The organism is Nocardioides caeni, assembly GCF_004912195.1.
Classification (GTDB): Bacteria; Actinomycetota; Actinomycetes; order Propionibacteriales; family Nocardioidaceae; genus Nocardioides; species Nocardioides caeni.
The window spans coordinates 267836-293995 of sequence record NZ_STGW01000002.1 but is presented as its reverse complement, the minus strand read 5'-3'; the positions used below and the strand labels follow the sequence as shown (position 1 = coordinate 293995).

21 protein-coding genes are annotated in these 26160 nt (G+C 72.2%); 15 read left to right on the top strand and 6 right to left on the bottom strand.

Features of this window, described 5'->3' with window-relative positions; genetic code table 11:
* The first annotated feature begins 2 nt into the window (after positions 1-2).
* Entirely contained in the window at positions 3-1649 is a 1647-nt protein-coding gene (locus tag E9934_RS05145; RefSeq protein WP_136561784.1) for a copper resistance CopC/CopD family protein, read from the top strand.
* On the opposite strand, the gene E9934_RS05140 is transcribed toward E9934_RS05145, so the two are convergent.
* Both E9934_RS05140 and E9934_RS05135 read right to left on the bottom strand, forming a co-directional pair.
* Positions 1639-2535: a hypothetical protein gene (locus E9934_RS05140; protein WP_136561783.1), complete on the bottom strand. Its 897-nt coding sequence runs from the start codon at positions 2533-2535 to the stop codon at positions 1639-1641. The two genes, E9934_RS05145 and E9934_RS05140, sit on opposite strands and share 11 nt — an antisense overlap.
* A complete protein-coding gene (locus E9934_RS05135; RefSeq protein ID WP_136561782.1) occupies positions 2532-3650 on the bottom strand; it encodes a calcium:cation antiporter in 1119 nt (372 codons plus the stop codon). Before E9934_RS05135 ends, E9934_RS05140 begins: the two co-directional genes overlap by 4 nt.
* An 81-nt stretch (positions 3651-3731) precedes the next feature.
* On the opposite strand from E9934_RS05135, the gene E9934_RS05130 reads away from it, so the two are divergent.
* A complete protein-coding gene (locus E9934_RS05130) occupies positions 3732-5702 on the top strand; it encodes a TIGR03960 family B12-binding radical SAM protein (RefSeq protein ID WP_136561781.1) in 1971 nt (656 codons plus the stop codon).
* A gap of 20 nt (positions 5703-5722) precedes the next feature.
* Here E9934_RS05130 and E9934_RS05125 read toward each other — a convergent pair whose 3' ends face one another.
* Positions 5723-6379 carry a hypothetical protein gene (locus E9934_RS05125; RefSeq protein ID WP_136561780.1) on the bottom strand — a complete coding sequence of 219 codons (657 nt, stop codon included), beginning with the start codon at positions 6377-6379 and terminating at the stop codon, positions 5723-5725.
* Between the two features lie 4 nt (positions 6380-6383).
* Positions 6384-7121 (bottom strand): DUF4190 domain-containing protein, encoded by a 738-nt coding sequence (locus tag E9934_RS05120; protein WP_158294933.1) that lies wholly within the window; start codon positions 7119-7121, stop codon positions 6384-6386.
* An 80-nt stretch (positions 7122-7201) separates the two neighbouring features.
* Between E9934_RS05120 and E9934_RS05115 the strand changes: the two genes are divergently transcribed.
* The 10 genes from E9934_RS05115 (at position 7202) to E9934_RS05070 (ending at position 19577) form a co-directional block, all read left to right on the top strand.
* Positions 7202-7939, top strand: a complete 738-nt coding sequence (locus E9934_RS05115; RefSeq protein ID WP_379191391.1) for a TIGR03936 family radical SAM-associated protein — start codon at positions 7202-7204, stop codon at positions 7937-7939.
* Positions 7940-8251: 312 nt separating this feature from the next.
* Positions 8252-11554 carry an Rne/Rng family ribonuclease gene (locus E9934_RS05110; RefSeq protein ID WP_136561777.1) on the top strand — a complete coding sequence of 1101 codons (3303 nt, stop codon included), beginning with the start codon at positions 8252-8254 and terminating at the stop codon, positions 11552-11554.
* Positions 11555-11744: 190 nt separating this feature from the next.
* Positions 11745-12047, top strand: coding sequence for a 50S ribosomal protein L21 (rplU, locus tag E9934_RS05105; RefSeq protein ID WP_136561957.1), 303 nt, complete (start codon positions 11745-11747; stop codon positions 12045-12047).
* Positions 12048-12086: 39 nt separating this feature from the next.
* Complete coding sequence (rpmA, locus tag E9934_RS05100; RefSeq protein ID WP_136561776.1) at positions 12087-12341, top strand: 50S ribosomal protein L27; 255 nt, start codon at positions 12087-12089, stop codon at positions 12339-12341.
* A gap of 118 nt (positions 12342-12459) precedes the next feature.
* Positions 12460-14043 carry a GTPase ObgE gene (gene obgE / locus E9934_RS05095; protein WP_136561775.1) on the top strand — a complete coding sequence of 528 codons (1584 nt, stop codon included), beginning with the start codon at positions 12460-12462 and terminating at the stop codon, positions 14041-14043.
* Positions 14036-15157, top strand: coding sequence for a glutamate 5-kinase (proB, locus tag E9934_RS05090; protein ID WP_238694776.1), 1122 nt, complete (start codon positions 14036-14038; stop codon positions 15155-15157). Before obgE ends, proB begins: the two co-directional genes overlap by 8 nt.
* An 11-nt stretch (positions 15158-15168) precedes the next feature.
* Positions 15169-16146 carry an endonuclease/exonuclease/phosphatase family protein gene (locus E9934_RS05085; RefSeq protein ID WP_136561774.1) on the top strand — a complete coding sequence of 326 codons (978 nt, stop codon included), beginning with the start codon at positions 15169-15171 and terminating at the stop codon, positions 16144-16146.
* Positions 16147-16206: 60 nt separating this feature from the next.
* Positions 16207-17391 (top strand): cysteine desulfurase family protein, encoded by a 1185-nt coding sequence (locus tag E9934_RS05080; protein ID WP_136561773.1) that lies wholly within the window; start codon positions 16207-16209, stop codon positions 17389-17391.
* Positions 17392-17412: 21 nt separating this feature from the next.
* Complete coding sequence (gene mnmA, locus E9934_RS05075; protein ID WP_136561772.1) at positions 17413-18558, top strand: tRNA 2-thiouridine(34) synthase MnmA; 1146 nt, start codon at positions 17413-17415, stop codon at positions 18556-18558.
* Complete coding sequence (locus tag E9934_RS05070; RefSeq protein WP_238694775.1) at positions 18555-19577, top strand: uroporphyrinogen decarboxylase/cobalamine-independent methonine synthase family protein; 1023 nt, start codon at positions 18555-18557, stop codon at positions 19575-19577. Before mnmA ends, E9934_RS05070 begins: the two co-directional genes overlap by 4 nt.
* Before the next feature lie 33 nt (positions 19578-19610).
* Here the strand turns inward: E9934_RS05070 and E9934_RS05065 are convergent, their stop codons facing one another.
* Complete coding sequence (locus E9934_RS05065; RefSeq protein ID WP_238694774.1) at positions 19611-21185, bottom strand: MFS transporter; 1575 nt, start codon at positions 21183-21185, stop codon at positions 19611-19613.
* Between the two features lie 26 nt (positions 21186-21211).
* On the bottom strand, positions 21212-21814 hold the full coding sequence (locus E9934_RS05060; RefSeq protein WP_136561771.1) for a TetR/AcrR family transcriptional regulator: 603 nt from the start codon (positions 21812-21814) through the stop codon (positions 21212-21214).
* 230 nt (positions 21815-22044) lie between these two features.
* Between E9934_RS05060 and ligA the strand changes: the two genes are divergently transcribed.
* The 3 genes from ligA to E9934_RS05045 all read left to right on the top strand — a co-directional run.
* Positions 22045-24156, top strand: coding sequence for an NAD-dependent DNA ligase LigA (gene ligA / locus E9934_RS05055; RefSeq protein ID WP_136561770.1), 2112 nt, complete (start codon positions 22045-22047; stop codon positions 24154-24156).
* A 14-nt stretch (positions 24157-24170) separates the two neighbouring features.
* The gene (locus E9934_RS05050) at positions 24171-25205 is read left to right on the top strand and encodes an alpha/beta hydrolase family protein (protein ID WP_136561769.1); all 1035 of its coding nucleotides are present in this window, start codon (positions 24171-24173) and stop codon (positions 25203-25205) included.
* A gap of 86 nt (positions 25206-25291) precedes the next feature.
* Positions 25292-26160 (top strand): serine/threonine-protein kinase (locus E9934_RS05045; RefSeq protein ID WP_136561768.1); only part of this gene is annotated, 869 nt, incomplete at its 3' end.

Here is a 26160-nt window from a genome sequence, read left to right as displayed (position 1 = left end):
CGATGAGGCGTGTGCCGGCGCTGCTGCTCGCCGTCCTGGGGGCCGTGCTCGCGGTCCTGGGGACGGCGGTGCCGGCGTCGGCACACGCCACACTCGTCTCCTCCGACCCGGCCGAGGGGGCGATCCTGCCCGGCGCGCCGTCGTCGGTGACGTTCACGTTCGACGAGGCCGTCCAGCTGGTCCCGGACGGCCTGCTGGCCTTCGACGCCTCCGGGCAGCCGGTCGAGATCGACGCAGCGGCCTCCGGCGCCGAGGTGACGGGCGAGCTGCCGGGCGAGCTGGGCGACGGCACCTACGTCGTCACGTGGCGCGTGGTGTCCGCCGACGGCCACCCGATCGCCGGCTCGCTCACGTTCCACGTCGGTGAGCCGAGCCTCGAGGTGAAGCCCCCGGACCTCGCCCCGGCCGACCCGGGGGCGTTGGCCACCGTCCAGGCGGTCGTCCACGCCGCCGACTACGTCGCGCTCCTGCTCGCCGGCGGGCTGGTGGTCTTCCTCGGCTGGACGGCGCGAGGAGTGCGCCTGCCCGAGCCCGTACGACGCCGGCTGCTTCGCCTGCTGCGGGCTGCCGCGGTCGTCGCGGTCACCGCGGCCGCGCTCGCCGTACCCCTGGCGGGGGCCTATCAGCTCGGTTCCGGCCTCTCCGGTCTCCTCGACCCGGCGGTCGTCGACCCGGCGCTGGTCACCGACGACATCGTCGTCCTCCTGCTGCAGGCCGTCGGGCTCGGCGTCGCGGTCGCCCTCGCCGGACGCGAGCGCTCGACCCTCACCGGCGACCTGCTGGCCGCGCTCGCGGTCTGGTCGCCTGCGCTCGTGGGCCACACCCGCGCCTACGAGCCCAGCGCCCTGCTGGTCGTCACCGACGCCCTCCATCTCTCGGCGGGGGCGGTCTGGCTGGGCGGTCTCGTCGGGCTCGCACTGAGCCTGCCCGCGATCGCCGGCCGTCCGCGCGACGCCGCGCTGCTGCTGACCCGCTTCTCCACCGTGGCCGCCGGCCTGCTCGCCGTCCTCGGCGTCAGCGGTGTGCTGATGGGCTGGCGGATCCTCGGCAGCTGGTCGGGGCTCGTCGAGGAGACCTGGGGACGTCTGCTCCTGGCCAAGCTCGCGCTGGTGACCGTGCTCGTGGCCGTTGCGGCCTACAACCGCTTCCGGCTGGTGCCGCTCGTGCGGGCCGAGGGCGGGCACGACGGCCGTCGTCGCGCCGCGGCCTGCGTGGGACGGGTCGTGGTGGTCGAGGCCGGCCTGCTGGTCGCCGTGCTCGCCGTGACCGGCTTCCTCACCCAGAAGCCGCCCGGCGGCACGGGGGAGGCGGGGCCGGCGACCGCCGACACCGGCGTCGTGGCCGCGGCCGCGGGGGAGGACCACCGCGTGCTGGCGGTGCTCGACGCCGGGCCGGGTCTGCAACGCCGACTGATCGTGCAGGTCCAGGACCCCGCCGGAGAGCCGCTCGACCTCTACGACGCGCCCGCCGTCGAGCTGCGCTCGGAGACCATCGACCTCGGGGAGATCCCGCTGGTGCCGAGCGCGACCGGCACCTACACCGCCGACGTCGTGTTCCCGGTCGCTGGCACGTGGGACCTGCAGGTCAGCGTCCCGGTCGACGAGTTCACGTCCCCCGTGACGACGCTCGAGGTCAGCGTCAGTCGCTGACCGGCACGGTGACCGCCACCTGGTGCAGCAGGCCGTCGACGCGGAACTGCAGGAACATCCGGTAGTCGCCGGGCGTGGTGAACGTGGTGTGGAACGTCAGCACCGTGCCGTCGTCGGTGATCTCGGGAGCGCCATAGGGATGCACGTGGACGAACGCGTCGGTGTCGAGCGCGAAGCCGGTCAGGTGGGCCGACGTGCCGAGGTAGCTCCCGAGCGTGAGCGGCGCGCCGTCGAGGTCGGTGACCGACAGCTGCAGTCGGCCGTTGTCGTCGACCGCGGCTCCGCCGAGCACCTCGACGCGGGCCACGCCGTCGTCGCTGGTCAGTCCTTCATCGCCGCGGGGGATCTCCGCGGGCGCGGAGGTGTCGCCTGCGACGCTGAGCTGCTGGCCGACCACGACGGCCTGGGCCGCGCCCCCCGGCATGAATTCGGCGATCACCCGCCACTGGCCCGGTGCGTCCAGGTCGACCTGGGCCCGCCAGGTGCCGTCGTCGTCGAGAGTGGGATGCAGGTGGCGGAAGCCGCCCAGGTCGACGCGGACGACGTAGAGGTGGAGCAGCTTGGTCTGCTCCTCGACGTACGACGTCAGTGGCTCACCGTCCTCGCCCAGGATCCGGAAGGCCACTTCGCCCGGCTGGTCGGCGCCGGGCAGCGCGACATCGGCCATCGTGTAGCCGCCCGCCGTCGCCCGGGTGCCGTCGCCGAGCGGCGCGCCGCCGTGCTCCTGGCCGGGGGCGTGGATGTGGGAGGCACCCTCCTCGGGCGGGGTCAGCACGATCCGGTCGCTGCTGTCGCCGTCATTGACGGGCTCGTCGTCGCCGCAGGCGGCAAGGGTCAGCGCCAGAAGTGCCGCCGTGGCGAGGCTCAGGCTGCGGCCGCGGGTCATGGCGCGACGGTCAGCAGGATGAAGGCGGCGAACAGGATCAGGTGGACGATGCCGTTCATCGGCTTCGCGCGACCCGGCACCACCGTCAGGACGCCGACGACGGCGGAGAGGAACAGCAACACCAGCTGCAGCGGCTCCAGGCCCAGCGCCAGGTCGCCCTCGAGCCAGATGGAGGCGACGGCGATGGCGGGGATGGTGAGGCCGATCGAGGCCATCGCCGAGCCGTAGGCGAGGTTGAGGCTGATCTGCACGCGGTCGCGCACGGCCGCCCGCACCGCGGCGATGGTCTCGGGCGCCAGCACCAGCAGCGCGATCACGACGCCGACCACGGCGTGGGGGAAGCCGAACCAGTCCACGGCGTCCTCGATCGAGTAGGACTCGACCTTCGCCAGCCCGACCACGGTCAGCAGCGAGAGCACCAGCAGGCCGACGCTGGTCCATGCCTCGCGGTTGGTCGGTGGATCGGCATGTCCGTCGCCGTCGGCATCGTCGTCGGGCGTCCAGCCGCCGGGCGTGGCCGTGGTGTTGGGCAGGAAGAAGTCGCGGTGACGCACCGTCTGCGTGAAGACGAAGGAGCCATAGAGCCCGAGCGACGCGAGCGCGGCGAAGGTCAGCTGGGAGCCGGTCAGGACCGGACCCGACTCGCTGGTGGTGAAGGTCGGCACCACCAGGGTGAGGCCCGCCAGGGTGATCACCGTCGCCAGGGCCGACCCCGTGCCCTCGGGATTGAAGACCGCGAGGTGGTGGCGCAGCGCGCCGACCACGAGGGCGAGCCCCACGATGCCGTTGACCGTGATCATCACGGCAGCGAAGACGGTGTCGCGCGCCAAGGTGGACGTCTCGCCGTTGCCCGACACCATCAGCATCACGATCAGGCCGACCTCGATGACCGTCACCGCCACGGCGAGGAGCAACGATCCGAAGGGCTCGCCGACCTTGTGGGCGACGACCTCGGCATGGTGGACGCCGGCCAGGACGGCGCCGATCAGCGCGATGCCGATGAGGGCCGCGACCACCGGCTCGGGGTGGGTGCCCCACGAGAACGCCAGCACGATGGCGGCGATCGGCGGGGTGAACACCGTCCACCCGAGCCGACCCGAGGTGGAGGCACTCATGGCGCGATCCTATCGAGCGGGTCGTGACCGTCTGATCCGCGGATGTCCGCCGCGGACCGGGCCGGCCGTAGAATCCGACCCATGTCCGCCGCGTCCGTCGAGTCCGTCTTCCCCCGGCTGGAGCCCCATCTGCTGTCGGTCTCCAAGCCGATCCAGTACGTCGGTGGCGAGCTCAACATGGTCACCAAGGACTGGGACTGCGCCGCCGCGTCCGAGGACGGCGGCCCGACCGTGCGCTGGGCGCTGATGTATCCCGACGCCTATGAGGTCGGCCTGCCCAACCAGGGCGTGCAGATCCTCTACGAGGTGCTCAACGAGCGCGACTGGATCCTCGCCGAGCGCACCTATGCGGTGTGGCCCGACATGGAGAAGGTCCTGCGCGAGCAGGGCATCCCGCAGTTCACCGTCGACAGCCACCGCCCCGTCGGCGCCTTCGACCTCTTCGGCATCAGCTTCTCGACCGAGCTCGGCTACACCAACCTGCTCACCGCCCTCGATCTCGCCGGCATCCCGTTGCACGCCGTCGACCGCGACGAGACCCACCCGGTCGTCGTCGCCGGCGGCCATGCGGCGTTCAACCCCGAGCCCATCGCCGACTTCGTCGACGCCGCCGTCCTCGGCGACGGCGAGGAGGTCGTGCTCAAGATCTCCGAGGTCGTGCGCGAGTGGAAGGGCGAGGGCTCCCCGGGCGGGCGCATCGAGCTGCTGCGCCGCCTCGCCGTCTCGGGCACGGTCTACGTGCCGCGCTTCTATGACGCCGAGTACGACGCCGACGGCATGCTCGTGGCCGTCGTACCCAACCACGCGGAGGCGCCGGTCCGCGTCCGCAAGCACACGCTGATGGACCTCGACCAGTGGCCCTACCCGCGCAACCCACTCGTGCCGCTCGCCGAGACCGTGCACGAGCGGTTCAGCGTCGAGATCTTCCGCGGCTGCACCCGCGGCTGCCGCTTCTGCCAGGCCGGGATGATCACCCGCCCGGTGCGCGAGCGCTCCATCGAGACGATCGGCGCGATGGTCGACAACGGCATCAAGAAGACCGGCTTCGAGGAGGTGGGCCTGCTCTCGCTGAGCTCGGCCGACCACACCGAGATCGGCGACGTCGCCTCCGGTCTCGCCGACCGCTACGAGGGCTCCAACGTCTCCCTGTCGTTGCCGAGCACGCGTGTCGACGCCTTCAACATCACCCTCGCCAACGAGTTCTCCCGCAACGGACGCCGCTCCGGGCTGACGTTCGCGCCGGAGGGCGGCAGCGAGCGGATGCGCAAGGTCATCAACAAGATGGTCTCCGAGGACGACCTGATCCGCACCGTCGCGACGGCCTACTCCCACGGCTGGCGGCAGGTGAAGCTCTACTTCATGTGCGGCCTGCCGACCGAGACCGACGAGGACGTGCTGCAGATCGCCGACCTCGCCAAGCGCGTCATTGCGACCGGCCGCGAGGTGTCGGGGCGCAACGACATCCGCTGCACCGTCTCGATCGGCGGGTTCGTGCCCAAGCCGCACACTCCGTTCCAGTGGGCCTCGCAGCTCGACCCGACGACGACCGACGAGCGGTTGCGCAAGCTGCGCGACACGGTGCGGGAGGACAAGCGCTACGGCCGCGCGATCGGCTTCCGCTACCACGACGGCCAGCCCGGCCAGATCGAGGGACTCCTCTCCCGCGGCGACCGCAGGGTCGGGCGGATCATCGAGCAGGTGTGGCGCGATGGCGGCCGGTTCGACGGCTGGAGCGAGCACTTCTCCTACGAGCGCTGGGCGGCGGCCGCCGAGACGGCGCTCGCCGGCACCGGCGTCGACCTCGACTGGTTCACCACGCGTGAGCGTGGCTACGACGAGGTCCTGCCCTGGGACCACCTCGACTCCGGTCTCGACAAGGACTGGCTGTGGGCCGACTGGGAGGACGCCCTCGCGGCGGCCGACGGCCAGGACATCGAGGTCGAGGACTGCCGCTGGACCCCGTGCTACGACTGCGGCGTGTGCCCGGAGATGGGCACCGAGATCCAGATCGGCCCGACGGGGCAGAAGCTGTTGCCGCTCAGCGTCGTCTGAACCTCCGCTCTGCTCCGCGGTCAGCGCAATAGCGGCTCGTCGAGCTTCTCCCCGTCGGTCCGCTCGAGGTAGCACACGAGGTGGTCGCCGACGTCAGGGTCAGCATCATCGAAGGCGTCCGTCGACCAGTCGACGCGGTAGGTGCTGTCCTGGACGACGGCGGCGTACTCCGCCGGGACCAGCTCCTCGCAGAAGGTGGTCAGGCTGACCAGGTCGAGGCGGTCGGTCGCCTCCGAGTCGATCCGCTCGGCGACGAAGACCTCGGCGTCGTGGTCCTCGTCGCAGTCTGCCGACCACAGGTCGTTGGATCCGAACAGCGTGCTGACGTCGATGCAGTCGCCGACCTCGGCCTCGTCCTCCGGGACGGTGTTGAAGCCGATCCACACGAACCCGACCAGCGCGGCCGCCAGCGCGACCGAGGCGAGCACCCCGACCACCAGGCCCGCGACGGCGAGGCCCCGTCCACGTCGGGCTCCGGCGCGGGTGCGCACGATCCCGGCGATACCGAGCCCGACAGCGATCGGGCCCGCGCAGCAGGTGAGTGAGGCCGCGAGCGCGGCGATCGACAGGCCGTCGTACGGCTGAGCCGGACCCTGGCCGTAGGGCCCGGGCTCGCCGCCGTAAGGGTTCGACGGCGGCTGGTAGCCGTGGTAGCCGCCGTCGTGCGGACTGCTCATCCGATCAGAGGATCGGTCCGTCGAGGTCACCCTCCGCGTAGCAGACGATCGTGTCACCGGTCGAGATGTCGTCCGGGTCCTCCGTGACGGCGCTGATCTCTAGGTTGGCGACCTCCGCCAGCTTGGCCCTGTCCTCGTCCGACAGCAGCGTGTCGCAGAAGCCCACCATGTCGCTGTTGATGGTGTCGATGTTGTCGCTGGTGACGTCCTCGACCCCGATGATCTCGGCGTCGTGGTCCCCGTCGCAGTCCTTGTCGTAGAGGAAGACGGTGTCGTCGTTCTCATCGACGTCGATGCACTGGCCGACCTCGGCGTTGTCGGGGGTGACCACCTTGTTGGCGAAGAACACGCCGACCGCGACCAGGACGCCGACGAGGATCGACATCAGGATGCCGACGACGATGGCAGCGATCGCGAGCCCGCGACCCTTGCGCTGCCCGCCCTTGGTCCGGCTGATCCCGACGATGCCGAGGATCACGCCGATCGGCGCGAGGCAGCAGAGGAAGGACAGCACGAGCGCAGCGATCGAGATGCCGTCGGTCTTGGGGCCGATCGGGTCGGAGCCGCCCGGATAGCCGCCACCGCCGTAGCCGCCGCCGTAACCGCCGCCACCGTTGCCGCCGCCGTAGGTCGGCTGGGCCGGCGGGCTGTAGGGGTTCTGGCCCGGCTGTCCCTGGCCGCCCTGAGGGGGCTTGCTGTAGGGGTCGTTGCCGTACGGGTTGTTGCCGTAGGGATCGCTCACCCGGCACAGCCTAGATGCAGTCGAGCGACCGCGTCTGCCACCCGTCGGCGGTTCGGGTCGGACCGGCTCCTGCGCCTAGGCTGGCCCGCGTGAGTCGACAGCAGCCCGAGCAGCAGGCACCGCCGGTCCAGAGGCTCCGGATCCGGTACGCCAAGCGGGGCCGTCTCCGGTTCACCAGCCACCGCGACGTCAGCCGGGCGATCGAGCGTGCGGTGGTCCGCGCCGAGATCCCGATGGCCTACTCCTCGGGCTTCCACCCACACCCGCGCATCTCCTACGCCGGCGCAGCCCCGACCGGGGCGGCCAGTGAGTCGGAGTACGTCGAGCTGGGACTCGCCGCGGTCCGCGATCCCGCCGAGGTCGGCGCGGCTCTCGACGCTGCGCTGCCCGATGGACTCGACGTCGTCGCTGTCGTCGACGCTGCCACCTCGCTCGAAGGATCGCTCTCCGACCTCCTCACCGCGAGCCGCTGGCAGATCGACCTCGGCGACCTGGCCGTCGAGGTCGTCGCGCCCGCTGTCCAGGCCTTCCTCGCCGCGGAGTCGGTCACCGTCGAGCGGATGACGAAGAAGGGCCTGCGGTCCTTCGACTGCCGCGCCGCTGTCGCGCGGATGGACGTCGTCGACGGCTCGGTCGGCGCCGCCCTGGACCTGCTCCTCGCCCACACCGTGCCCGCGGTCCGTCCCGACGACGTGCTCACCGGGTTGCGGGAGACCGGCGCTCTCGCGACGCCCGCCACGGCCCTGCTCACCCGTGCCGCCCAGGGCGTCCTCGACCGGGACACCGGGACCATCGGCGACCCGCTCGAGGCTCGCTGAGCGGTCGACGAATGCCGGACGCGCCGATCCGGTGTGCGATACTCGCCACAGATCCACCCTGCGCGTCCTACCGGACAGCGCGGAGTGAGATCCGACGACGTTCTCGCCGCTCGGCAGCTCGCTGACCGGACGGCACAGTGGACGGTGGGCCCCCGCCCGACGCGACGCACCCCGCGACCGCGGCAGGCGAGGAACCGGCGGCCAGTGACGCTCCGCGGAGGGTGTCGTCCCACGAAGGCTTACGGCACCGCGCGTCGCGTGAGTGCCGAATGACACCCCGGACGCGAGTCGCCCGGGTGGAGGAGAAGCGCCATGAGTGACGCGCCCACGAACACCCCCGCCGAGGACCAGAAGGCGGCGGAGAACGCCGACCAGCAGCCGGCAGCCGCCGCTCCGGTCGACGTCCCGGCCGAGCCGGTCGCCGAGAAGGCCGCCGAGACCCGGGCCGAGCCGCCCGCTGCCGAGGCGGACGGGGTCGACGCCCCCGAGAAGCCCGCGAAGCCGGCGAAGAAGACGGCGGCGAAGAAGACCGCTGCGAAGAAGACGGCCGCGAAGAAGGCGCCGGCGAAGACCGCTGCGGCTGCCGCGTCTGGCGAGGAGGACGGCGCGACGCCGACCAAGTCAGCGGAGAAGGCGCCGGCCAGGAAGACGGCGGCGAAGAAGACCGCTGCCAAGAAGACGGCCGCCAAGAAGACGGCCGCCAAGAAGACGGTTGCCAAGAAGACCGCTGCGAAGCCGGCCGACGTCGATCCCGATCAGCTCGCCCTGCCGACGGGGGATGAGGCCGCGACGGCTGAGCCGCTCGCTGCCGAGGCGCCGGTGCCGGACGCCGTTGACACGACCGTGGACCAGGTGACCGAGGAGGTCACCGAAGGTGCGGCGGACGAGACCACTGCCGACGAGACCACTGCCGCGGCCACTGCCGAGGCCGCGGACGAGACCCCCGCCGAGGCCACGGACGTGGCCACCGAAGCCACGGACGGCACGGACGAGACCGACGAGTCCGACGAGTCCGACGAGGACGAGGACGAGGCAGGGGACGGCACGTCCTCGGCACCGCGTCGTCGTCGTCGCCGCGGTGGTCGTCGTCGTCGCAAGCCGGCGGGCGCGAACGGTGCCGGGGACGACGGCGAGGACGAGGACGAGGACTCGGCCGACTCTGCTCCTGTCGACGGTTCCGACGACACCGAGGGCACTGACGGCACCGACGGCGCCGACTCCGCTGAGCAGGGCCGACAGGGCAACCAGCGCAACCAGGGCGGCCAGCGCAACCAGCGAACGAGGAACAACCAGTCCGGTGGGCCCGCGAAGGGCGACAAGGCCGGCCAGTCCGGTCCGTCGGGCCAGGCCGTCCAGTCGGAGGGCGACGACGGTGCCGATGCCGCCGACGACACCGACGACGAGAACGACGACAACGGCCAGGGTGGTCAGGGCCAGGGCGGCCAGGGCGGTTCGTCGTCCTCGCGCCGTCGGCGCCGACGCCGGCGTGCGGGCGAGGGTGGCGGCGAGGGGAGCGGCGACGACTCGGGCGACGACCCCGAGAACACCGTGACCCGGGTGCGCAAGCCGCGCTCGTCGGAGGACGAGATCACGTCCATCGCGGGATCGACGCGCCTGGAGGCCAAGAAGCAGCGCCGCCGCGAGGGTCGCGAGGCCGGACGCCGCCGCGCACCGATCGTGAGCGAGGCCGAGTTCCTGGCCCGCCGTGAGTCGGTGGAGCGGGTCATGGCGATCCGCCAGCGCAAGGATCTCACCCAGATCGCCGTGCTCGAGGACAAGGTGCTCGTCGAGCACTACGTCGCCCGGGAGTCCCAGACCTCGCTCATCGGCAACGTCTACCTGGGTCGGGTCCAGAACGTCCTGCCGTCGATGGAGGCTGCGTTCATCGACATCGGCAAGGGCCGCAACGCCGTGCTCTACGCCGGCGAGGTCAACTGGTCGTCGCTGGGTCACAAGGAGGGCCAGCCTCGCAAGATCGAGGCGGTCCTGCAGTCCGGCCAGGCCGTGCTGGTCCAGGTGACCAAGGATCCGATCGGCCACAAGGGCGCCCGGCTCACCAGCCAGGTCAGCCTGGCCGGCCGCTTCCTCGTCTACGTGCCTGACGGCACGACCTCGGGCATCTCCCGCAAGCTGCCCGACACCGAGCGTGCGCGCCTCAAGGCACTTCTCAAGGAGGCCGTGCCCGCGTCGGCCGGCGTCATCGTCCGCACGGCCGCCGAGGGCGCCTCGGAGGAGGAGCTGACCCGCGACGTCGAGCGGCTCAAGGCCAAGTGGGAGGCCATCGAGGCCAAGGTCGCCAAGGGCAACGCACCCCAGCTCCTCCACGGCGAGCCCGACCTGACCCTGAAGGTCGTGCGTGACCTGTTCACCGAGGACTTCGCCAAGCTCGTCGTCGAGGGCGACGAGGCCTGGAGCTCGGTCAAGGAGTACGTCGACCAGATCGCCCCGGACCTCGCGGAGCGCCTCGAGCGCCACGACCCGGCCAACGGGCCGGACCTGTTCGCGCTGCACCGCGTCGACGAGCAGATCGCCAAGGGCCTCGACCGCAAGGTCTGGCTGCCCTCGGGTGGATCGCTGGTGATCGACCGCACGGAGGCGATGACGGTCGTCGACGTCAACACCGGCAAGTTCACCGGTTCGGGCGGCAACCTCGAGGAGACCGTCACCAAGAACAACCTGGAGGCGGCCGAGGAGATCGTGCGTCAGCTGCGGCTGCGCGACATCGGCGGCATCATCGTGGTCGACTTCATCGACATGGTGCTGGAGGCCAACCGGGACCTCGTCCTGCGTCGCCTCGTCGAGTGCCTGGGCCGTGACCGCACCCGCCACCAGGTCGCCGAGGTCACCTCGCTGGGCCTGGTCCAGATGACCCGCAAGCGCATCGGCACGGGTCTGCTGGAGGCGTTCAGCGAGAACTGCTCGCATTGCCAGGGTCGCGGCATCGTGGTCCACGACCTCCCGGTCGAGCCCAAGCGCGGCAGCGTCGCCGGCGAGGAGGAGCCCCGCCGCGGTCGCCGCAAGGGCAAGGGCAAGGGCGGTCAGGGCCAGGACGGCTCCGGCGGCGGCCAGGACGCACCGGACGCGAGCGCGAAACCGGTGCCGTCGCCCAAGGACATCGCTGCCATGGCGAAGCCGGCGCCCGAGGAGAGCGCGGTCGAGCCGGCCGCCGAGCCGGCCGCCGAGCCGGCCGCCGAGGTCGTCCCCGACGCGGCACCCGAGCCCACGGAGGAGCCCGCGACCGAGCCGGTCGCGGAGCCCACCGTGGAGACGGCCGCCGTGCCGACCTTCCCCGAGGAGTCGGCCCCCGAGCCAGCCGAGGAGCCAGCGGCACAGGCCCCCGAGCAGCCCGAGCAGCCCGTCGAACCCGAGCAGCCTGTCGAGCCCGTGCAGGCGGAGGAGTCGGAGGAGCCGCCGGCCCCGGCGGCGCCGGTCACCACGGTGGTGACCCGGACGCGTCGCCGCGCGGCCACGCGACCGGCGGGACCTCCGACGAGCGACGGCGCCGCGGAGCCCGCGGGGTCGGCGGCATCATCCGGGGAGGCCCCGGTCGAGACGCCGGCAGAGCCGCACGTCGAGCACGTGCCGATCAAGAAGAAGGGTGCGCGCAAGCGCTGAGCCCCGGTCCACCGAGCGTGCGAGCTCGCGTTTTGGTGGAACGAGGCCCGACCCCTACTATTGATCGTCGGTGCGCTGCCGAGGCGCGCCGTTTCTGCCGGCACCCGGATCACCGATTCGGTGAAGCGGATGGCTTGTGTGTGCTGCAGACGTAGACGTTCATGAAGATCGATTGAAGGAGCCCGCGGTGGTGTACGCGATCGTGCGCGCAGGCGCGAAGCAGGAGAAGGTCGCCGTCGGCGACGTCATCGAGATCGACAAGGTCGCGACGCCGGGCGGCGAGACGCTGGCCCTGCCGGTCCTGCTCGCGGACGACGGCGACAAGGGCACCACCACCGGTCTGGACAAGGCGTCGGTGACGGTCGAGGTCCTCGGTGGCACCAAGGGCCCGAAGATCATCATCCAGAAGTACAAGAACAAGACCGGCTACAAGAAGCGCCAGGGTCACCGCCAGAAGTACACCCAGGTCAAGGTCACCGACATCTCGCTCTGAGTCCCACCCGGGCTCGACACACCCCTCGAAGGACTGAACATGGCACACAAGAAGGGCGCAGCGTCCACCAAGAACGGCCGCGACTCCAACGCCCAGCGCCTCGGCGTCAAGCGCTTCGGCGGCCAGGTCGTCAACGCCGGCGAGATCATCGTCCGCCAGCGCGGCACCCACTTCCACCCGGGCTCGGGTGTCGGTCGGGGCAAGGACGACACGCTGTTCGCGCTGATCCCCGGCTCGGTCGACTTCGGCAAGAAGCGCGGCCGTCGGGTCGTCAACATCCTCCCGGGCGAGTGAGCTGACGCTCACCCTGCTTCCGGCATCGAAGGGCGTCCCCGTGTGGGGCGCCCTTCGTCCATTTGGTTTCGAGGTTCGCAAGCTCGCACCTCAACCACCGAGTTGAAAAGATGAACCCATGGCCGTCCCCACCTTCGTCGACCGGGTGACCCTGCACGTCGCCGCCGGACGCGGCGGCCACGGCGTGGCGTCCGTGCACCGTGAGAAGTTCAAGCCCCTCGGCGGACCCGACGGCGGCAACGGTGGCCCGGGCGGCTCGATCATCCTGCGCGTCGACCCCGACGTCACGACCCTCCTCGACTACCACCACAGCCCGCGCCGTCGGGCCGAGCACGGTGGTCATGGCGCCGGTGACCGGCGCAACGGCGCCCACGGCGCCGACCTGGTGCTGCCGGTGCCCTCCGGCACCGTGGTGAAGCACCGCAACGGCGAGGTCGTGGCCGACCTGGTCGGCCCCGGCGCCGAGCTCGTGATCGCGCAGGGCGGTCGCGGTGGTCTGGGCAACGCCGCCCTCGCGTCGAAGTCGCGCAAGGCCCCCGGCTTCGCGCTGCTCGGCGAGCCTGGTGACGAGCTCGAGGTCGTCCTCGAGCTCAAGGTGGTCGCCGACATCGGTCTGGTCGGGTTCCCGAGCGCCGGCAAGTCGAGCCTGATCGCAGCGATCTCGCGGGCTCGACCCAAGATCGCCGACTACCCGTTCACGACGCTGGTCCCGAACCTCGGTGTCGTGACCGCGGGCGAGGTGACCTACACGGTCGCCGACGTACCCGGCCTCATCGAGGGTGCGGCCGAGGGCCGCGGCCTGGGGCACGACTTCCTGCGGCACATCGAGCGGTGCGCCGCACTGGTGCACGTCCTCGACACGGCCACCCTCGAGCCGGGCCGCAACCCCGTCGACGACCTGGACGTGATCGAGGACGAGCTGCGCCGCTACGGCGGGCTCGACGACCGGCCGCGTCTGGTCGCCCTCAACAAGGTCGACGTGCCCGACGGCCGCGGCATCGCCGAGCTGGTCGTCGAGGAGCTGCGCGAGCGCGGCCTGCGGGTCTTCGAGATCTCCGCGGTCTCCGGCGAGGGCACCCGCGAGCTCATCTATGCGATGGCCGAGCTCGTCACCGAGGCCCGCGCCGCCAAGGCATCCGAGATCCCCGCCCGGATCGTGGTGCGCCCCAAGGCGGTCGACGACGACGGCTTCACGGTCACGCGGACCGGTGCCGGGTGGCGCGTCAGCGGCACGAAGCCGGAACGTTGGGTCCGCCAGACCGACTTCAGCAACGACGAGGCGGTCGGCTACCTCGCCGACCGGCTCAACCGCCTCGGCGTCGAGACCCGTCTCCTGCAGCTCGGGGCGGAGGAGGGCGACGCCGTCCTCATCGGCCCCGTCGACAACTCCGTGGTCTTCGACTTCAAGCCGGGCATCGACGCCGGCGCGGAGAACCTCTCGCGCCGCGGCGAGGACGACCGCTTCCACGAGGACCGTCCCGCGGCCGCCCGCCGTCGCGAGATCCAGGAGCAGCTGCCCGACCGCGCCGAGGGCGAGACCCGTGCCGACGTGGCCCGGCGCATCGACCAGCCCGACGTCTACGGCCCGACCTCCTACGAGATCGGCTCTGACGAGGACCCCGACACGGCGGAGTCCGCCGACCAGGACGCGTGGCTCGAGGACGACCCGGGCGAGGAGCCCGCCGAGCAGTCCCGTGACTGACCACCTTCGCGCCACCGTGACGGCTGCGCGCCGCGTGGTGGTCAAGGTCGGCTCGTCGTCGCTGACGACAGCCGAGGGCGGCATCGACCCGGCGCGGATCAGCCACCTGGTCGACGTACTCGCCGATGCGCGGACGCGCGGGGTGGAGGTCGTCCTGGTGTCCTCCGGCGCGATCGCCGCCGGGCTGGCGCCCCTGGGGCTCAAGCGCCGCCCGCGGGCGCTCGCCGCCCAGCAGGCCGCCGCGTCCGTGGGCCAGGGGTTGCTGGTGCACCGCTACACCGAGGAGCTGGCACGCCATGGCCTGACTGCCGGCCAGGTGCTCCTGACCCTGGACGACGTCACCCGGCGTGCGCACTACCGCAACGCCCACCAGACCGTCACCAAGCTGCTCGAGCTGGGCGTCCTGCCGATCGTCAACGAGAACGACACGGTGGCGACCAGCGAGATCCGCTTCGGTGACAACGACCGCCTCGCCGCGCTCGTCGCGCACCTGGTGCACGCGGACCTCCTCGTGCTGCTCTCCGACGTCGACGGCCTCTACGACGGCCCGCCCACCCGTCCCGGCGCCCAGCTCATCGCCGAGGTGCGGTCCGAGGACGACCTCGACGGCGTCGTGGTCGGGGCGATCGGTGCCGCCGGGGTCGGGACGGGCGGGATGGTCACCAAGGTCGAGGCGGCCGCCATCGCGACCGGCGCCGGCATCCCGGTGGTCCTGACATCGGCCGACAACGCCGGCGCCGCGCTGGCGGGCGAGCCGACCGGCACCCTCTTCCACGCGACCGGCAAGCGCCGCCCGACCCGGCTGCTCTGGCTGCGGCACGCGACCGACGGCAAGGGCGCGCTCGTGCTCGACGCCGGCGCCGTCCGGGCCGTTGTCGAGCGTCGTGCCTCGCTCCTCGCCGCCGGGATCATCGGCGTCCAGGGCGAATTCACGGCCGGCGACCCCGTCGACCTGCTGGACCCCGACGGGCGACTCGTCGGCCGCGGTCTCGTGAACTTCGACGCCGCCGAGATCCCCGACCTGCTCGGACGCTCCTCCAAGGACCTCAAACGGGAGCTGGGAGCGGGCTACGAGCGCGAGGTCGTGCACCGCGACGACCTCGTGCTGCTCTGATCGGGATCCCCATGCGCCTCCGCCTGCGTGCCGGCGTCTGCCTCACGGCCGCGGTGGTCGCGCTACCGGCCGTCGTGCTGACCGTGGCGCGCCTGATCGGGGGAGCGCACCGTCAGATCGCCATCGTCCAGGCCTTCGCGCCGTGGGCCATCCCGGCCTACCTGCTCGTCGTACTCCTCCTCGGTGCGCTCCTGGTGCGGCCGGCGACCCATCGCCCCGGGAGACGACCGGTCGCCACCGCGGCCACCCTCGCCGGTCTCGGGCTCGTCCTCCATGTCACCTGGTTCGCCCCGTCGTGGTGGGGGAGCGCGCCCGACCCCGATCCGTCGGCCGAGCCGCTGACGGTGATGACGGCCAACCTGCGCTTCGGTGAGGCGGAGGCGCAGGACGTGGCCGACGCCGTCGCCGACCACGACGTCGACCTGCTCGTGCTGCAGGAGGTGACGCCTCACGTGCTCGCGGCGCTGGAGGACGCCGGGATCGACACCGATCTGCCGCACCGGGCAGGTGAAGCAGATCGGGGAGCGCTCGGCACGCTCGTGTTCTCCCGGAGCCCCGTCACCGACGTCCGCCGGCTCGACACCGTCATGGGCTCGTGGGCGATGACCACGGCCGGGCTGCGGGTCCTGGCCGTCCATCCCGCCTACCCGCTCGACGACCGCTGGGGAGCCGAGCTCGCCATCGTCCGCGACGCCGTCGAGGACGAGCAGCCCGACCTCGTGGCCGGCGACTTCAACGCCTCGCCCGACCACGCGCCGATGCGGGCGATCCTCGACACCGGCCTCAGCGACGCAGCGCCCCTCGTCAACGCGGGATGGCAGCCGACCTGGCCGACGGCGGGCTTCCGGGGATGGCCGATCCCCGCGAGCGTCGCCATCGACCACGTCCTGGTCGGCGCCACGATGACCGCCACGGACACGACGACGGTGACGCTGGACGGGACCGACCACCGGGCCCTGGTGGCGATCGTCGTGCGCCGCGCGGATTGACCGGTCCCGAGACGCTGGGTTGGGCCAGGCTCGCGGGTGCGCCGTACGCTGGGACCTGCCATGAACGACACCCGCCGGGTCTATCTGGACCACGCTGCGACGACGCCGATGACCGACGTCGCTGTCGAGGCACTCACCACCCAGCTGCGTGAGGTCGGCAACGCCAGCTCGTTGCACGCCGCGGGCCGACGGGCTCGCCGCATCGTCGAGGAGTCGCGCGAGACGATCGCGCAGGCCCTCGGCTGCCGCCCGGGCGAGGTCGTCTACACCTCTGGCGGCACGGAGGCCGACAACCTGGCCCTCAAGGGGCTCTTCTGGTCACGGCGCGCGGAGTCCCCGCGCCGCACGCGGATCCTCGCCTCCGCCGTCGAGCACCACGCGGTCCTCGACCCGCTGCTCTGGCTCGAGGAGCACGAGCAGGCCGAGGTCGAGCTCGTCGCCGTCGACGGCGCCGGGCGGCTCGACGTCGACGCCCTGCGCGCCGCGGTCGAGCGCGACCCCGACACCGTCGCCCTGATCACCGTGATGTGGGCCAACAACGAGGTCGGCACCCTCCAGCCCGTCGCCGACGTCGTCGCGCTCGCCGCCGAGCACGGCATCCCGGTCCACTCCGACGCCGTCCAGGCGATCGGCGCGGTGCCGGTCGACTTCGCCACCTCGGGCGTGGACGCGCTGGCCGTGTCGGGGCACAAGGTCGGCGGGCCGCAGGGCGTCGGCGCCCTCGTCGTACGACGGGAGGTGAGCCTGACTCCCTTGCTGCACGGTGGAGGACAGGAGCGCGACGTGCGCAGCGGGACGCTCGACGTGCCCGCCATCGCGGGGTTCGCCGCCGCGGTCGAGGAGGCGGTCAAGCACCAGGCCGAGCACGCCGCCCGTCTCACCGTGCTGCGCGACCGCCTGGTCGACACCGTGCTGGTCGAGGTCCCCGACGCCGTCCTCAACGGACCTGACGGTGCAGACGGCAACCGGCTCCCCGGCAACGCCCACCTGAGCTTTCCCGGCTGCGAGGGGGACTCGCTGCTGATGCTCCTCGACGCCCGCGGCATCGAGTGCTCGACCGGGTCGGCCTGCTCGGCCGGCGTCCCCCAGCCCTCGCACGTGCTGTTGGCGATGGGGCGCTCGGAGGAGGAGGCCCGCAGCTCGCTGCGGTTCAGCCTCGGCCACACGAGCACCGAGACCGATGTCGACGCGTTGGCCGCGGCGATCGGTGCCTGCGTCGAGCGGGCCCGCGCGGCCCGCGCCTGAGCCGGATCGGGTCACGTCGTCATGAAGGTCGTCGCCGCCATGTCCGGGGGAGTGGACTCCGCCGTCGCCGCCGCCCGTGCCGTGGAGGCCGGGCACGAGGTCACTGGCATCCACCTCGCCCTCTCACGCAACCCGCAGTCCTATCGCACCGGGGCTCGCGGCTGCTGCACGATCGAGGACGCCAACGACGCCCGCCGGGCAGCCGATGTCATCGGCATCCCGTTCTATGTCTGGGATCTCTCCGACCGCTTCCACACCGACGTGGTCGAGGACTTCATGGACACCTATGCGGCCGGGCAGACGCCGAACCCGTGCCTGCGCTGCAACGAGAAGATCAAGTTCGCCGCAGTCCTCGACCGCGCGCTCGCGCTCGGCTTCGACGCGGTCGCCACCGGGCACTACGCGACCGTCGTCGAGTCCGGCGGCGACATCGAGCTGCACCGCGCGGTCGACGGCGCCAAGGACCAGTCCTACGTCCTCGGCGTCCTGGACGATCGCCAGCTGCGGCACTCACTCTTCCCGCTCGGCGACACCACCAAGGACAGGGTCCGCGAGGAGGCTGCGCGGCGAGGGCTGCTCGTCGCCGACAAGCCCGACAGCCACGACATCTGCTTCGTCGCCGACGGCGACAACGTCGGCTGGCTCAAGGAGAAGCTCGGCGACCGCGCCCCCAACCACGGTGGCGAGATCCGCGACGACGCCACCGGTGACGTGCTGGGCCGCCACGACGGCACCTACGGGTTCACGATCGGCCAGCGCAGAGGCCTGCGGCTCGGCCGGCCCGCGCCCGACGGTCGCCCGCGCTACGTCCTCGACATCGAGCCCGTCTCCGGCACCGTCACCGTCGGCCCCCGCGAGCGGCTGGCCGTCGACCGGATCGAGGGCGACCGACTCCGCTGGTGCGGCGCCTCGCTCCCCGCCGGCACCGTCCTGGACGGTGACGCCGTCACCGTCCAACTGCGCGCCCACGGCGCCGAGCACCGCGCCCGGGTGGCCGTGGGCGACGACACACTCGACGTCGAGCTCCTCGACCACGCCGACGGCATCGCGCCGGGCCAGGCCGTCGTCGTCTACGACGGCACGCGGGTCATCGGCTCGGCGACCATCACGCGGAGCCGGCGGGTCGCGGCTGTCGGGGCGCCCGGCGTCGGCGGGGTCGGCGGGTGAGCGTGCGGGGGAGCGGCGTCGGGTCCTTCCCGGGCGCGACGCAGCGCGACTTCGACGAGGCCCTCCGCATCGTCCTCGGCGAGCTGGCGGCTGACGCTCACGGCATCACCTACCTGCCCGAGGTGCCCGGGCGCGGAGCGCCGTCCGGCATGCTCGGGCGCACGCTCGGCCTGCTGAGCGGTGTCCTCGACGCGGACCTGCAGCCGGCGGGCTGGCGGCTGACCGGCACCGCCGGTGCGCCCGCCGTCGACCAGCGGCGGGCAGCGAGCCTGCTCGCCCAGGACCTCGACTCGCTGGAGGAGCACGCGCAGGGCCATGCCGGACCGATCAAGGTGCAGGTCGTCGGCCCGTGGACGCTGGCCGCGACGGTCGAGCGTCCACGCGGTGACAAGCTGCTGGCCGACCACGGTGCGCGGCGGGACCTCGCGCAGGGTCTGGCCGAGGTGATCGCCGGCCACGTCGCCGACGTGCGCCGACGGGTCCCCGTCGCCGCCGAGGTCGTGGTCCAGCTCGACGAGCCCGCCCTGCCGGCGGTCCTGGCGGCCGGCATCCCCACGGCGTCCGGCTTCGGGCGACATCGCGCGATCCACCCGCCGGAGGTCAGCGAGCACCTCGCGTGGCTCACCGACTCGATCGCCGGCAGCGGCGCCACCCCGTGGGTGCACTGCTGCGCCCCCGACGTGCCGATCGGCCTCCTCCGCGGAGCCGGCGCGGCCGGGGTGATGATCGACCTCTCCCTGCTCGCTGCCGACGGGCTCGAGCACGCCGCGGAGGCGCTCGAGGCGGGCACGACGATCGCGGCGGGCGTCGTACCGTCGCGGGGGGAGATGCCCTCCGACGCGGTCGTGGTGGAGCGGGTGCTGCGCTGGCTCGACCTGCTCGGCCTCGACCCCGAGGTCGTCGGCCCCCACCTCGTCATCACCCCCGCCTGCGGTCTCGCCGGAGCCACGCCCGCCGAAGCACGACGGGCCACCGAGCTCGTACGCTCGGTGGCCCGGTCGCTGTCTGGCGGTGCCTGATTCACAGGGTTGACCCGTGAACGAGGCACCCGCTCACCCGACGTGCACGCCCTCCGGCGCCTCGTCGGTCGCGAGCTCGGTGTGCTTGACGTTGAGCAGGGCCCAGATGATCAGGGAGGCGGCCCAGATCATGAACGCACCGACCAGGAAGGCGTGGGTGGCGCCGTCGGCGAAGGCCTGCAGGCCTGCGTCGGGGCCGGCCGTGCCGCTGGTGGCGAGGTCGCCGAGCTTCTCGGTCGCATAGTGCGAGGCGACGGCCGACAGGGTGGCGAGACCGAGCGCTCCGCCGACCTGCTGCATGGTGTTGAGGACACCCGAGCCGATGCCGGCGTCCTCGGCGCGTACGCCGTGCAGGGCCACCAGTGTCATCGGCACGAACGTCAGTCCCATGCCCAGTGACATGAGGACGACGAACGGCATGATGTCGGTCCAGTAGTTCTCCGCGCCGTACTCGATGCGCGAGAAGGCGAAGAGCGCGGTGCCGGCGAGGATCGTGCCCGTCCCGGCGAGGTAGCGCGGGTCGACCTTCGAGACCAGCTTGGAGGACGCCGTCGCGCCGAACACCATGCCGAATGCGAAGGGCAGGAAGGCGAAGCCGGTCTGCAGCGGCTCGTAGCCCATCACGTCCTGGACGTAGAGCGAGAGGAAGAAGAACATCGCGAACATCGCGGCGGGCGTCATCATCATCGACACCATGGCGACCGCGCGGCTGCGGCTGGCGAAGATCGACAGCGGCATCAGCGGCTGGCGGGCGCGGGTCTCGTAGAGCACGAACGCGATGAGGGCCACGACGCCGAGGGCGATCGCGCCGAGCGCGATCGAGTCGCCCCAGCCGTAGGTGGTGCCGGCGGGGTTGGCCAGGGTGACCGTGTCGGGGTCGGTGTTGCTGGTGCGCGTGATGCCGTAGACGAGGGCCAGCAGACCGCCGGTGCCGAGGACGGCGCCGGGCAGGTCGAGCTTGCCGGCGTGGTGGTCGGTGTCGGGCAGCAGCTTCGGGGCGAAGTAGGCCGCGACCAGGCCGATCGGCACGTTGATCAGAAAGGTCAGGCGCCAGCCCAGCTCGTCGTCGAGGCCGGTCAGCCAGCCACCGAGGACCAGGCCGATCGCGGCGCCGATGCCGGACATCGCGGCGAACACGGAGAACGCCCGGTTGCGCTGCGGTCCGGCCGGGAAGGTCGTGGTGATCAGCGCGAGTGCCGTCGGGGAGGCCAGCGCGGCACCGAGGCCCTGGAGGCCACGGGAGGTCAGCAGCATCCACTCGTGGGTGGCCAGGCCGCCCAGTGCCGAGGCGACGGCGAAGAGGACGACGCCGACCATGAAGACCCGGCGACGGCCGAAGAGGTCACCGAGACGACCGCCGAGGAGCAGCAGGCCACCGAAGGCCAGGGCATAGCCGGTGACGATCCAGGACAGGTTCGCCTGGTCGATGTCGAGGTCCTTGCCGATGTAGGGCAGGGCGATGTTGGCGATCGTGCTGTCGAGCACGACCATCAGCTGGGCGCTGCAGATCAGCACGAGGGCCCACGCGGCGTGACGCGTGCGGGCCTCGGTCGGGGCCTTGTCGGCCGCGACCTCGTCGGGGAGCCCGGAGGGTTGGGTGTCGGTCACTGGGATTCCTTGGGTGTGAGGAGGGATCAGCCGCGGGTGGCGGCGGGGATGATCACCTGGTCGATGACACGGGCGATCAGGTCGGTGGTGGGCATCTCGCCGAGCAGGAACTGACGGTGCAGGACGATGCCGGGCAGGGCGGCGGTGAGCAGGTCGAGATCGACGTCGGAGGAGATCTCCCCGCGCGACTGGGCCCGCTCGTAGATGAGGCGCGCGCGAGCGGCCTTGGGGGCGATGAACTGGACGCGGAAGGCCTCGGCGAACTCCTCGTCGCGGCCGATCGCGGTGATGACGCTGGCGAGCAGGGCGCTCTGACGCGCATCGGCGAGGTGGCCGGGTCCGCAGAACATCGCGATCAGGTCCTCGCGGAAGCTGCCGGTGTCCGGCGCCGGCCCGGGCTCCTCCTTCTGCGACGTCATGGCGTCGATGACCAGCGCGGCCTTGCTCGGCCAGCGACGGTAGAGCGTCGCCTTCGACGCCTTCGCGCGGGTGGCGACCGCGTCCATCGTGAGCCGGTCGTAGCCGGCGTCGGTCAGCACGTCGAGGGTGGCGTCGAGGATCTCCTGCTCGCGGTCGCCCTCGACGCGTGGGCGGCTCGCGGCCTCGCGACGGGGGAGGCGGGGGACCATGATGACTCCGGAGGGTTGGACGGTACGGAACGGTTTCGTTCCACATAGATAGTACGGAACGGTTTCGTTCTGTCAAGCGGGCAGCGCCGCGCGAGGAACGAGCGCGGCGCGTGGGCCCGCGCAGGTTGAGCAAGCGCGCGACCGAGGAACGGGGTCGCGACCGCGCGTCGAAACCGGGTCGCGCTCGAAGGCGGTGCGCGACCGTCGGTGGCACGCGGCAAGATGTCCCCATGAGCGACGCCGACCTCCCCGTCGTACCTCCTGCGGCCCGTGAGGAGCACGCCGCCCTCAGCGAGGAGGTCGAGGAGGCGCGCTGGCGCTACTACGTGCTCGACGACCCGGCGCTCTCCGACGCCGACTTCGACCGGAGGATGCGCCGGCTGGAGGAGCTGGAGGAGCAGTACGCCGAGCTCCGCACGCCCGACTCGCCGACCCAGAAGGTCGGCGGAGCCGTGTCCACCGACTTCACCGCCGTCGACCACCTCCAGCGGATGGAGAGCCTCGACAACGCCTTCTCGTTCGACGAGCTCGGGGCCTGGCACGCGCGGTTGGGCCGCGACGGCATCACCGACGCCGCGCTGCTGTGCGAGCTCAAGGTCGACGGCCTGGCGATCAACCTGCTCTACGAGAAGGGACGCCTGGTGCGGGCCCTGACCCGTGGCGACGGGCGCACCGGCGAGGACGTGACCCCCAACGTCAAGACGATCGCTGCCGTCCCGCACCGGCTGACCGGCACCGACGAGTTCCCGGTGCCGGACCTCGTGGAGGTCCGCGGTGAGGTGTTCCTGCCCGCCACGGCCTTCGAGGCCCTCAACCTCGCGATGACCGAGGCCGGTAAGCCCGCCTTCGCCAACCCGCGCAACGCCGCCGCCGGCTCACTGCGCCAGAAGGACCCCCGGGTGACCGCCACCCGCGCGCTCGGCATGGTCTGCCACGGCATCGGTGCCCGGGAGGGCTTCGCGCCGTCGGCGCAGTCGGAGGCCTACCGCGCGCTCGCCGCCTGGGGGCTGCCGGTCTCCGAGCAGGTGCGCGTCCTGCCGACGCTGGCCGAGGTGCAGGACTTCATCACCGACGTGGGGGAGCGCCGCCACTCGATCGTGCCCTACGAGATCGACGGCGTCGTGATCAAGGTCGACGACGTCACCCTGCAGCGACGGCTGGGCTCGACGAGCCGGGCGCCGCGGTGGGCGATCGCGTTCAAGTACCCGCCGGAGGAGGTCAACACGCTGCTCCTCGACATCGCAGTCAATGTCGGCCGCACGGGCCGGGTGACGCCCTATGGCGTGATGGAGCCGACCAAGGTCGCCGGCTCCACGGTCGAGAACGCCACCCTCCACAACTTCCACGAGGTCGAGCGCAAGGACGTCCGGCCCGGCGACACCGTCATCCTGCGCAAGGCCGGCGACGTGATCCCCGAGATCCTCGGCCCGGTGCTGCCGTTGCGCCCCGAGGGCCTCGCGCCCTGGGTGGCGCCGACGACCTGCCCGGCCTGCGACACCGAGCTGGTGGAGCAGAAGGAGGGCGACAAGGACCGCCGCTGTCCCAACCACGAGAAGTGCCCGGGGCAGGTCCGCGAGCGGGTGTTCTTCGTCGCGAGCCGCAACGCCTTCGACATCGAGGGTCTGGGCTACGAGGCCGCCGTCGCGCTGCTCGAGGCGGGCGTCATCACCAACGAGGGCGACGTTTTCGACCTCGATGCCGACAGGCTGCGAGCCACCGACCTCTTCACCCGCGCGCCGAAGAAGGACGAGGACGGCCCGCAGCTCAGCGCCAACGGCGAGAAGCTGCTCGCCAACCTCGGCGCCCGCAAGGACGTGCCGCTGTGGCGGGTCATCGTCGCGCTCTCGATCCGTCACACCGGGCCCAGCGCGTCGCGTGCACTCGCCCAGGAGTTCGGCTCGATGGCGGCCATCCGGGCAGCCACGGAGGAGCAGCTCGCCGCCGCCGAGGGCGTGGGGCCCACGATCGCGCGAGCCGTCATCGAGTGGTTCGAGGTCGACTGGCACGTCGCGATCGTCGACCGGTGGGCGGCCGCCGGGGTGTCCATGGAGGACGAGCGGGACGAGTCCGTCGAACGTACCCTCGAGGGTCTGACCATCGTCGTCACCGGCTCCCTGCAGGACTTCTCCCGCGACTCGGCGAAGGAGGCGATCCTCTCGCGCGGTGGCAAGGCCGCCGGATCGGTGTCGAAGAAGACCGACTTCGTCGTGATCGGCGACAACGCCGGCTCCAAGGCCGACAAGGCCGAGCAGCTGGGCGTCCCGATCCTCGACGAGGACGGCTTCAAGTCGCTGCTGGAGGACGGGCCGCCGGCCGCCGAGCCGGACGGCTCCGAGGCCTGAGGCACACTGGTGCGGTGAGGCGGTTCGTCGCGGTGCTCGCGCTGGTGCTGACCACGAGTGCGTGCTCGGGCACCGAGGAGCCCGGCAGCGAGCCGACCCCGTCGCCGCCGACGGGCGCGGCCACCTCCTCGGCCGACGGGGCGACGGAGACGGCCACCCCGGCCCCCGCGGCCCACCCGGTGTCCCTGGCCGCGCTCGCCCAGACCGACTTCAACGGCGGCGACCTGCGTCTCGGCGAGGAGGTGGCCCGCACCGCCGGGCACACCCAGTACGCCGTCAACTATCGCAGCGGCGACCTGCGGGTCTCGGGGCGGCTCGCCGTACCCGACGGTGACGGGCCGTTCCCGACCGTCGTGCTGGCACACGGCTACATCGACCCGGCCGTCTACGTCAACGGCCAGGGGATGACGCGGGAGCGGGAGTGGTTCGGCGAGCACGGCTATGTCGCCCTGCACGTCGACTACCGCGGCCACGCCGAGTCCGGCCCCGACCGCAGCGGTGGACTCGATATGCGGATGGGCTACACCGAGGACGTCATCAACGCCGTCCTCGCGCTGCGGGCCTGGGACGGCCCCGTCGACGACGAGCGCGTCGGCCTGGTCGGGCGGTCGATGGGAGGCGGGGTCGTCTACAACGCACTGGTGGCCCAGCCGGGACTCGTCGACGCGGGCGTGGTCTTCGCGCCGGTCAGCTCCGACGCCGTCGACAACTTCGAGCGGTGGATCCGCCCCGATCCGGCCCGCGACGACGTCGCCGCCCGGATCCTGCGTCGCTATGGCGAGCCCGCCGACGAGCCCGCCTTCTGGGACGGCATCAGCGCCCGCAGCCAGGTCGACCAGATCACCGAGCCGGTGCTCATCCACCACGGCACCGCCGACGACAGCTGCCCCGTGCGGTGGAGCCGGGAGACCGCTGCGGCCATGCGGCGCGCGGGCGTGGACGTCACACTCCGGATCTACGAGGGCGAGGGCCACGCCTTCGGCCCGCAGTTCGACCTCTCGATGGAGCGCACCGGCGCCTTCCTGACGCAGCATCTCGGCACCGCCTGATTCGGCCCACCACGACCCATCGGCACCACTAGGCTTCCTCCGGAGGCCTACTCCAGCAGGGTAGGGCGGGCGAGAGGACGACAGCGGTGGCACGGATTCCCGGCGTCGGTGACCGTCTCGGCCCCTACGTCATCCGTCGCGAGCTCGGTGCCGGCGGCATGGGCGTCGTCTTCGAGGCTGCCGAGGAGGGGCTCGGGCGGCGCGTCGCGCTCAAGGTGCTCTCGGTCCAGCTGGCCGACCAGGACGAGTTCCGCGCGCGCTTCATGCGCGAGGCGACCGTGCTGGCGCGCAGCGACAGCCCGCACATCATCCAGGTCTACAGCCACGGCGAGCAGGACGGCTGCCTCTATCTCGCGACCCAGTTCGTCCCCGGCGGGGACCTCGCGGTGCGCGTCGAGAAGGACGGCGTGCCGACGCCGGACGTCGCCCTCGACATCGCCGCCCAGGTCGCCTCGGCGCTCGCCGACGCCCACGCCGTCGGCGTGGTCCACCGCGACGTCAAGCCGCACAACGTGCTCCTCCGCTCCACGGAGGGCCAGGTCCACGCCTACCTGTGCGACTTCGGCATCGCCCGCGACGACGACTCCTCGCTCACCCAGACCGGGGTCGTGGCCGGCACCTACGCCTATCTCGCGCCCGAGCGGGTGCGCGGCGAGCCCGCGACCCCGGCCAACGACATCTACGCCCTCGGCTGCCTGGTGTGGTTCCTCCTCGCCGGTCGTCCGCCGTACGACGGCGGGCTGGTCCAGCTCGCCCACCAGCACGAGTTCGGCGCGATCCCGCAGCTGCCCGGTGGTCCGGAGGTGCTCAACGCCTTCCTGCGCCGGGCGATGGCCAAGGACCCCGCGGCGCGCCACCCCAACGCGGCGGCGGCCGCCGCCGACCTGCGGGCGATCCGCCGCTCCGGTCAGCTGCCGGCCGAGCGCTTCGCCGTCCCCCCACCGCACGGCGGTGT

What these genes read in the sequence shown, in the direction of transcription:
- E9934_RS05130 (WP_136561781.1), top strand. Translation starts at nt 3,732, where the DNA reads ATGTCCGCCGCGTCCGTCGAGTCCGTCTTCCCCCGGCTGGAGCCCCAT.
- E9934_RS05080 (WP_136561773.1), top strand. Translation starts at nt 16,207, where the DNA reads ATGAACGACACCCGCCGGGTCTATCTGGACCACGCTGCGACGACGCCG.
- E9934_RS05145 (WP_136561784.1), top strand. Translation starts at nt 3, where the DNA reads ATGAGGCGTGTGCCGGCGCTGCTGCTCGCCGTCCTGGGGGCCGTGCTC.
- mnmA (WP_136561772.1), top strand. Translation starts at nt 17,413, where the DNA reads ATGAAGGTCGTCGCCGCCATGTCCGGGGGAGTGGACTCCGCCGTCGCC.
- rpmA (WP_136561776.1), top strand. Translation starts at nt 12,087, where the DNA reads ATGGCACACAAGAAGGGCGCAGCGTCCACCAAGAACGGCCGCGACTCC.
- obgE (WP_136561775.1), top strand. Translation starts at nt 12,460, where the DNA reads ATGGCCGTCCCCACCTTCGTCGACCGGGTGACCCTGCACGTCGCCGCC.
- E9934_RS05135 (WP_136561782.1), bottom strand. Translation starts at nt 3,650, where the DNA reads ATGAGTGCCTCCACCTCGGGTCGGCTCGGGTGGACGGTGTTCACCCCG.
- E9934_RS05140 (WP_136561783.1), bottom strand. Translation starts at nt 2,535, where the DNA reads ATGACCCGCGGCCGCAGCCTGAGCCTCGCCACGGCGGCACTTCTGGCG.
- E9934_RS05125 (WP_136561780.1), bottom strand. Translation starts at nt 6,379, where the DNA reads ATGAGCAGTCCGCACGACGGCGGCTACCACGGCTACCAGCCGCCGTCG.
- E9934_RS05060 (WP_136561771.1), bottom strand. Translation starts at nt 21,814, where the DNA reads ATGGTCCCCCGCCTCCCCCGTCGCGAGGCCGCGAGCCGCCCACGCGTC.
- E9934_RS05085 (WP_136561774.1), top strand. Translation starts at nt 15,169, where the DNA reads ATGCGCCTCCGCCTGCGTGCCGGCGTCTGCCTCACGGCCGCGGTGGTC.
- ligA (WP_136561770.1), top strand. Translation starts at nt 22,045, where the DNA reads ATGAGCGACGCCGACCTCCCCGTCGTACCTCCTGCGGCCCGTGAGGAG.
- E9934_RS05110 (WP_136561777.1), top strand. Translation starts at nt 8,252, where the DNA reads ATGAGTGACGCGCCCACGAACACCCCCGCCGAGGACCAGAAGGCGGCG.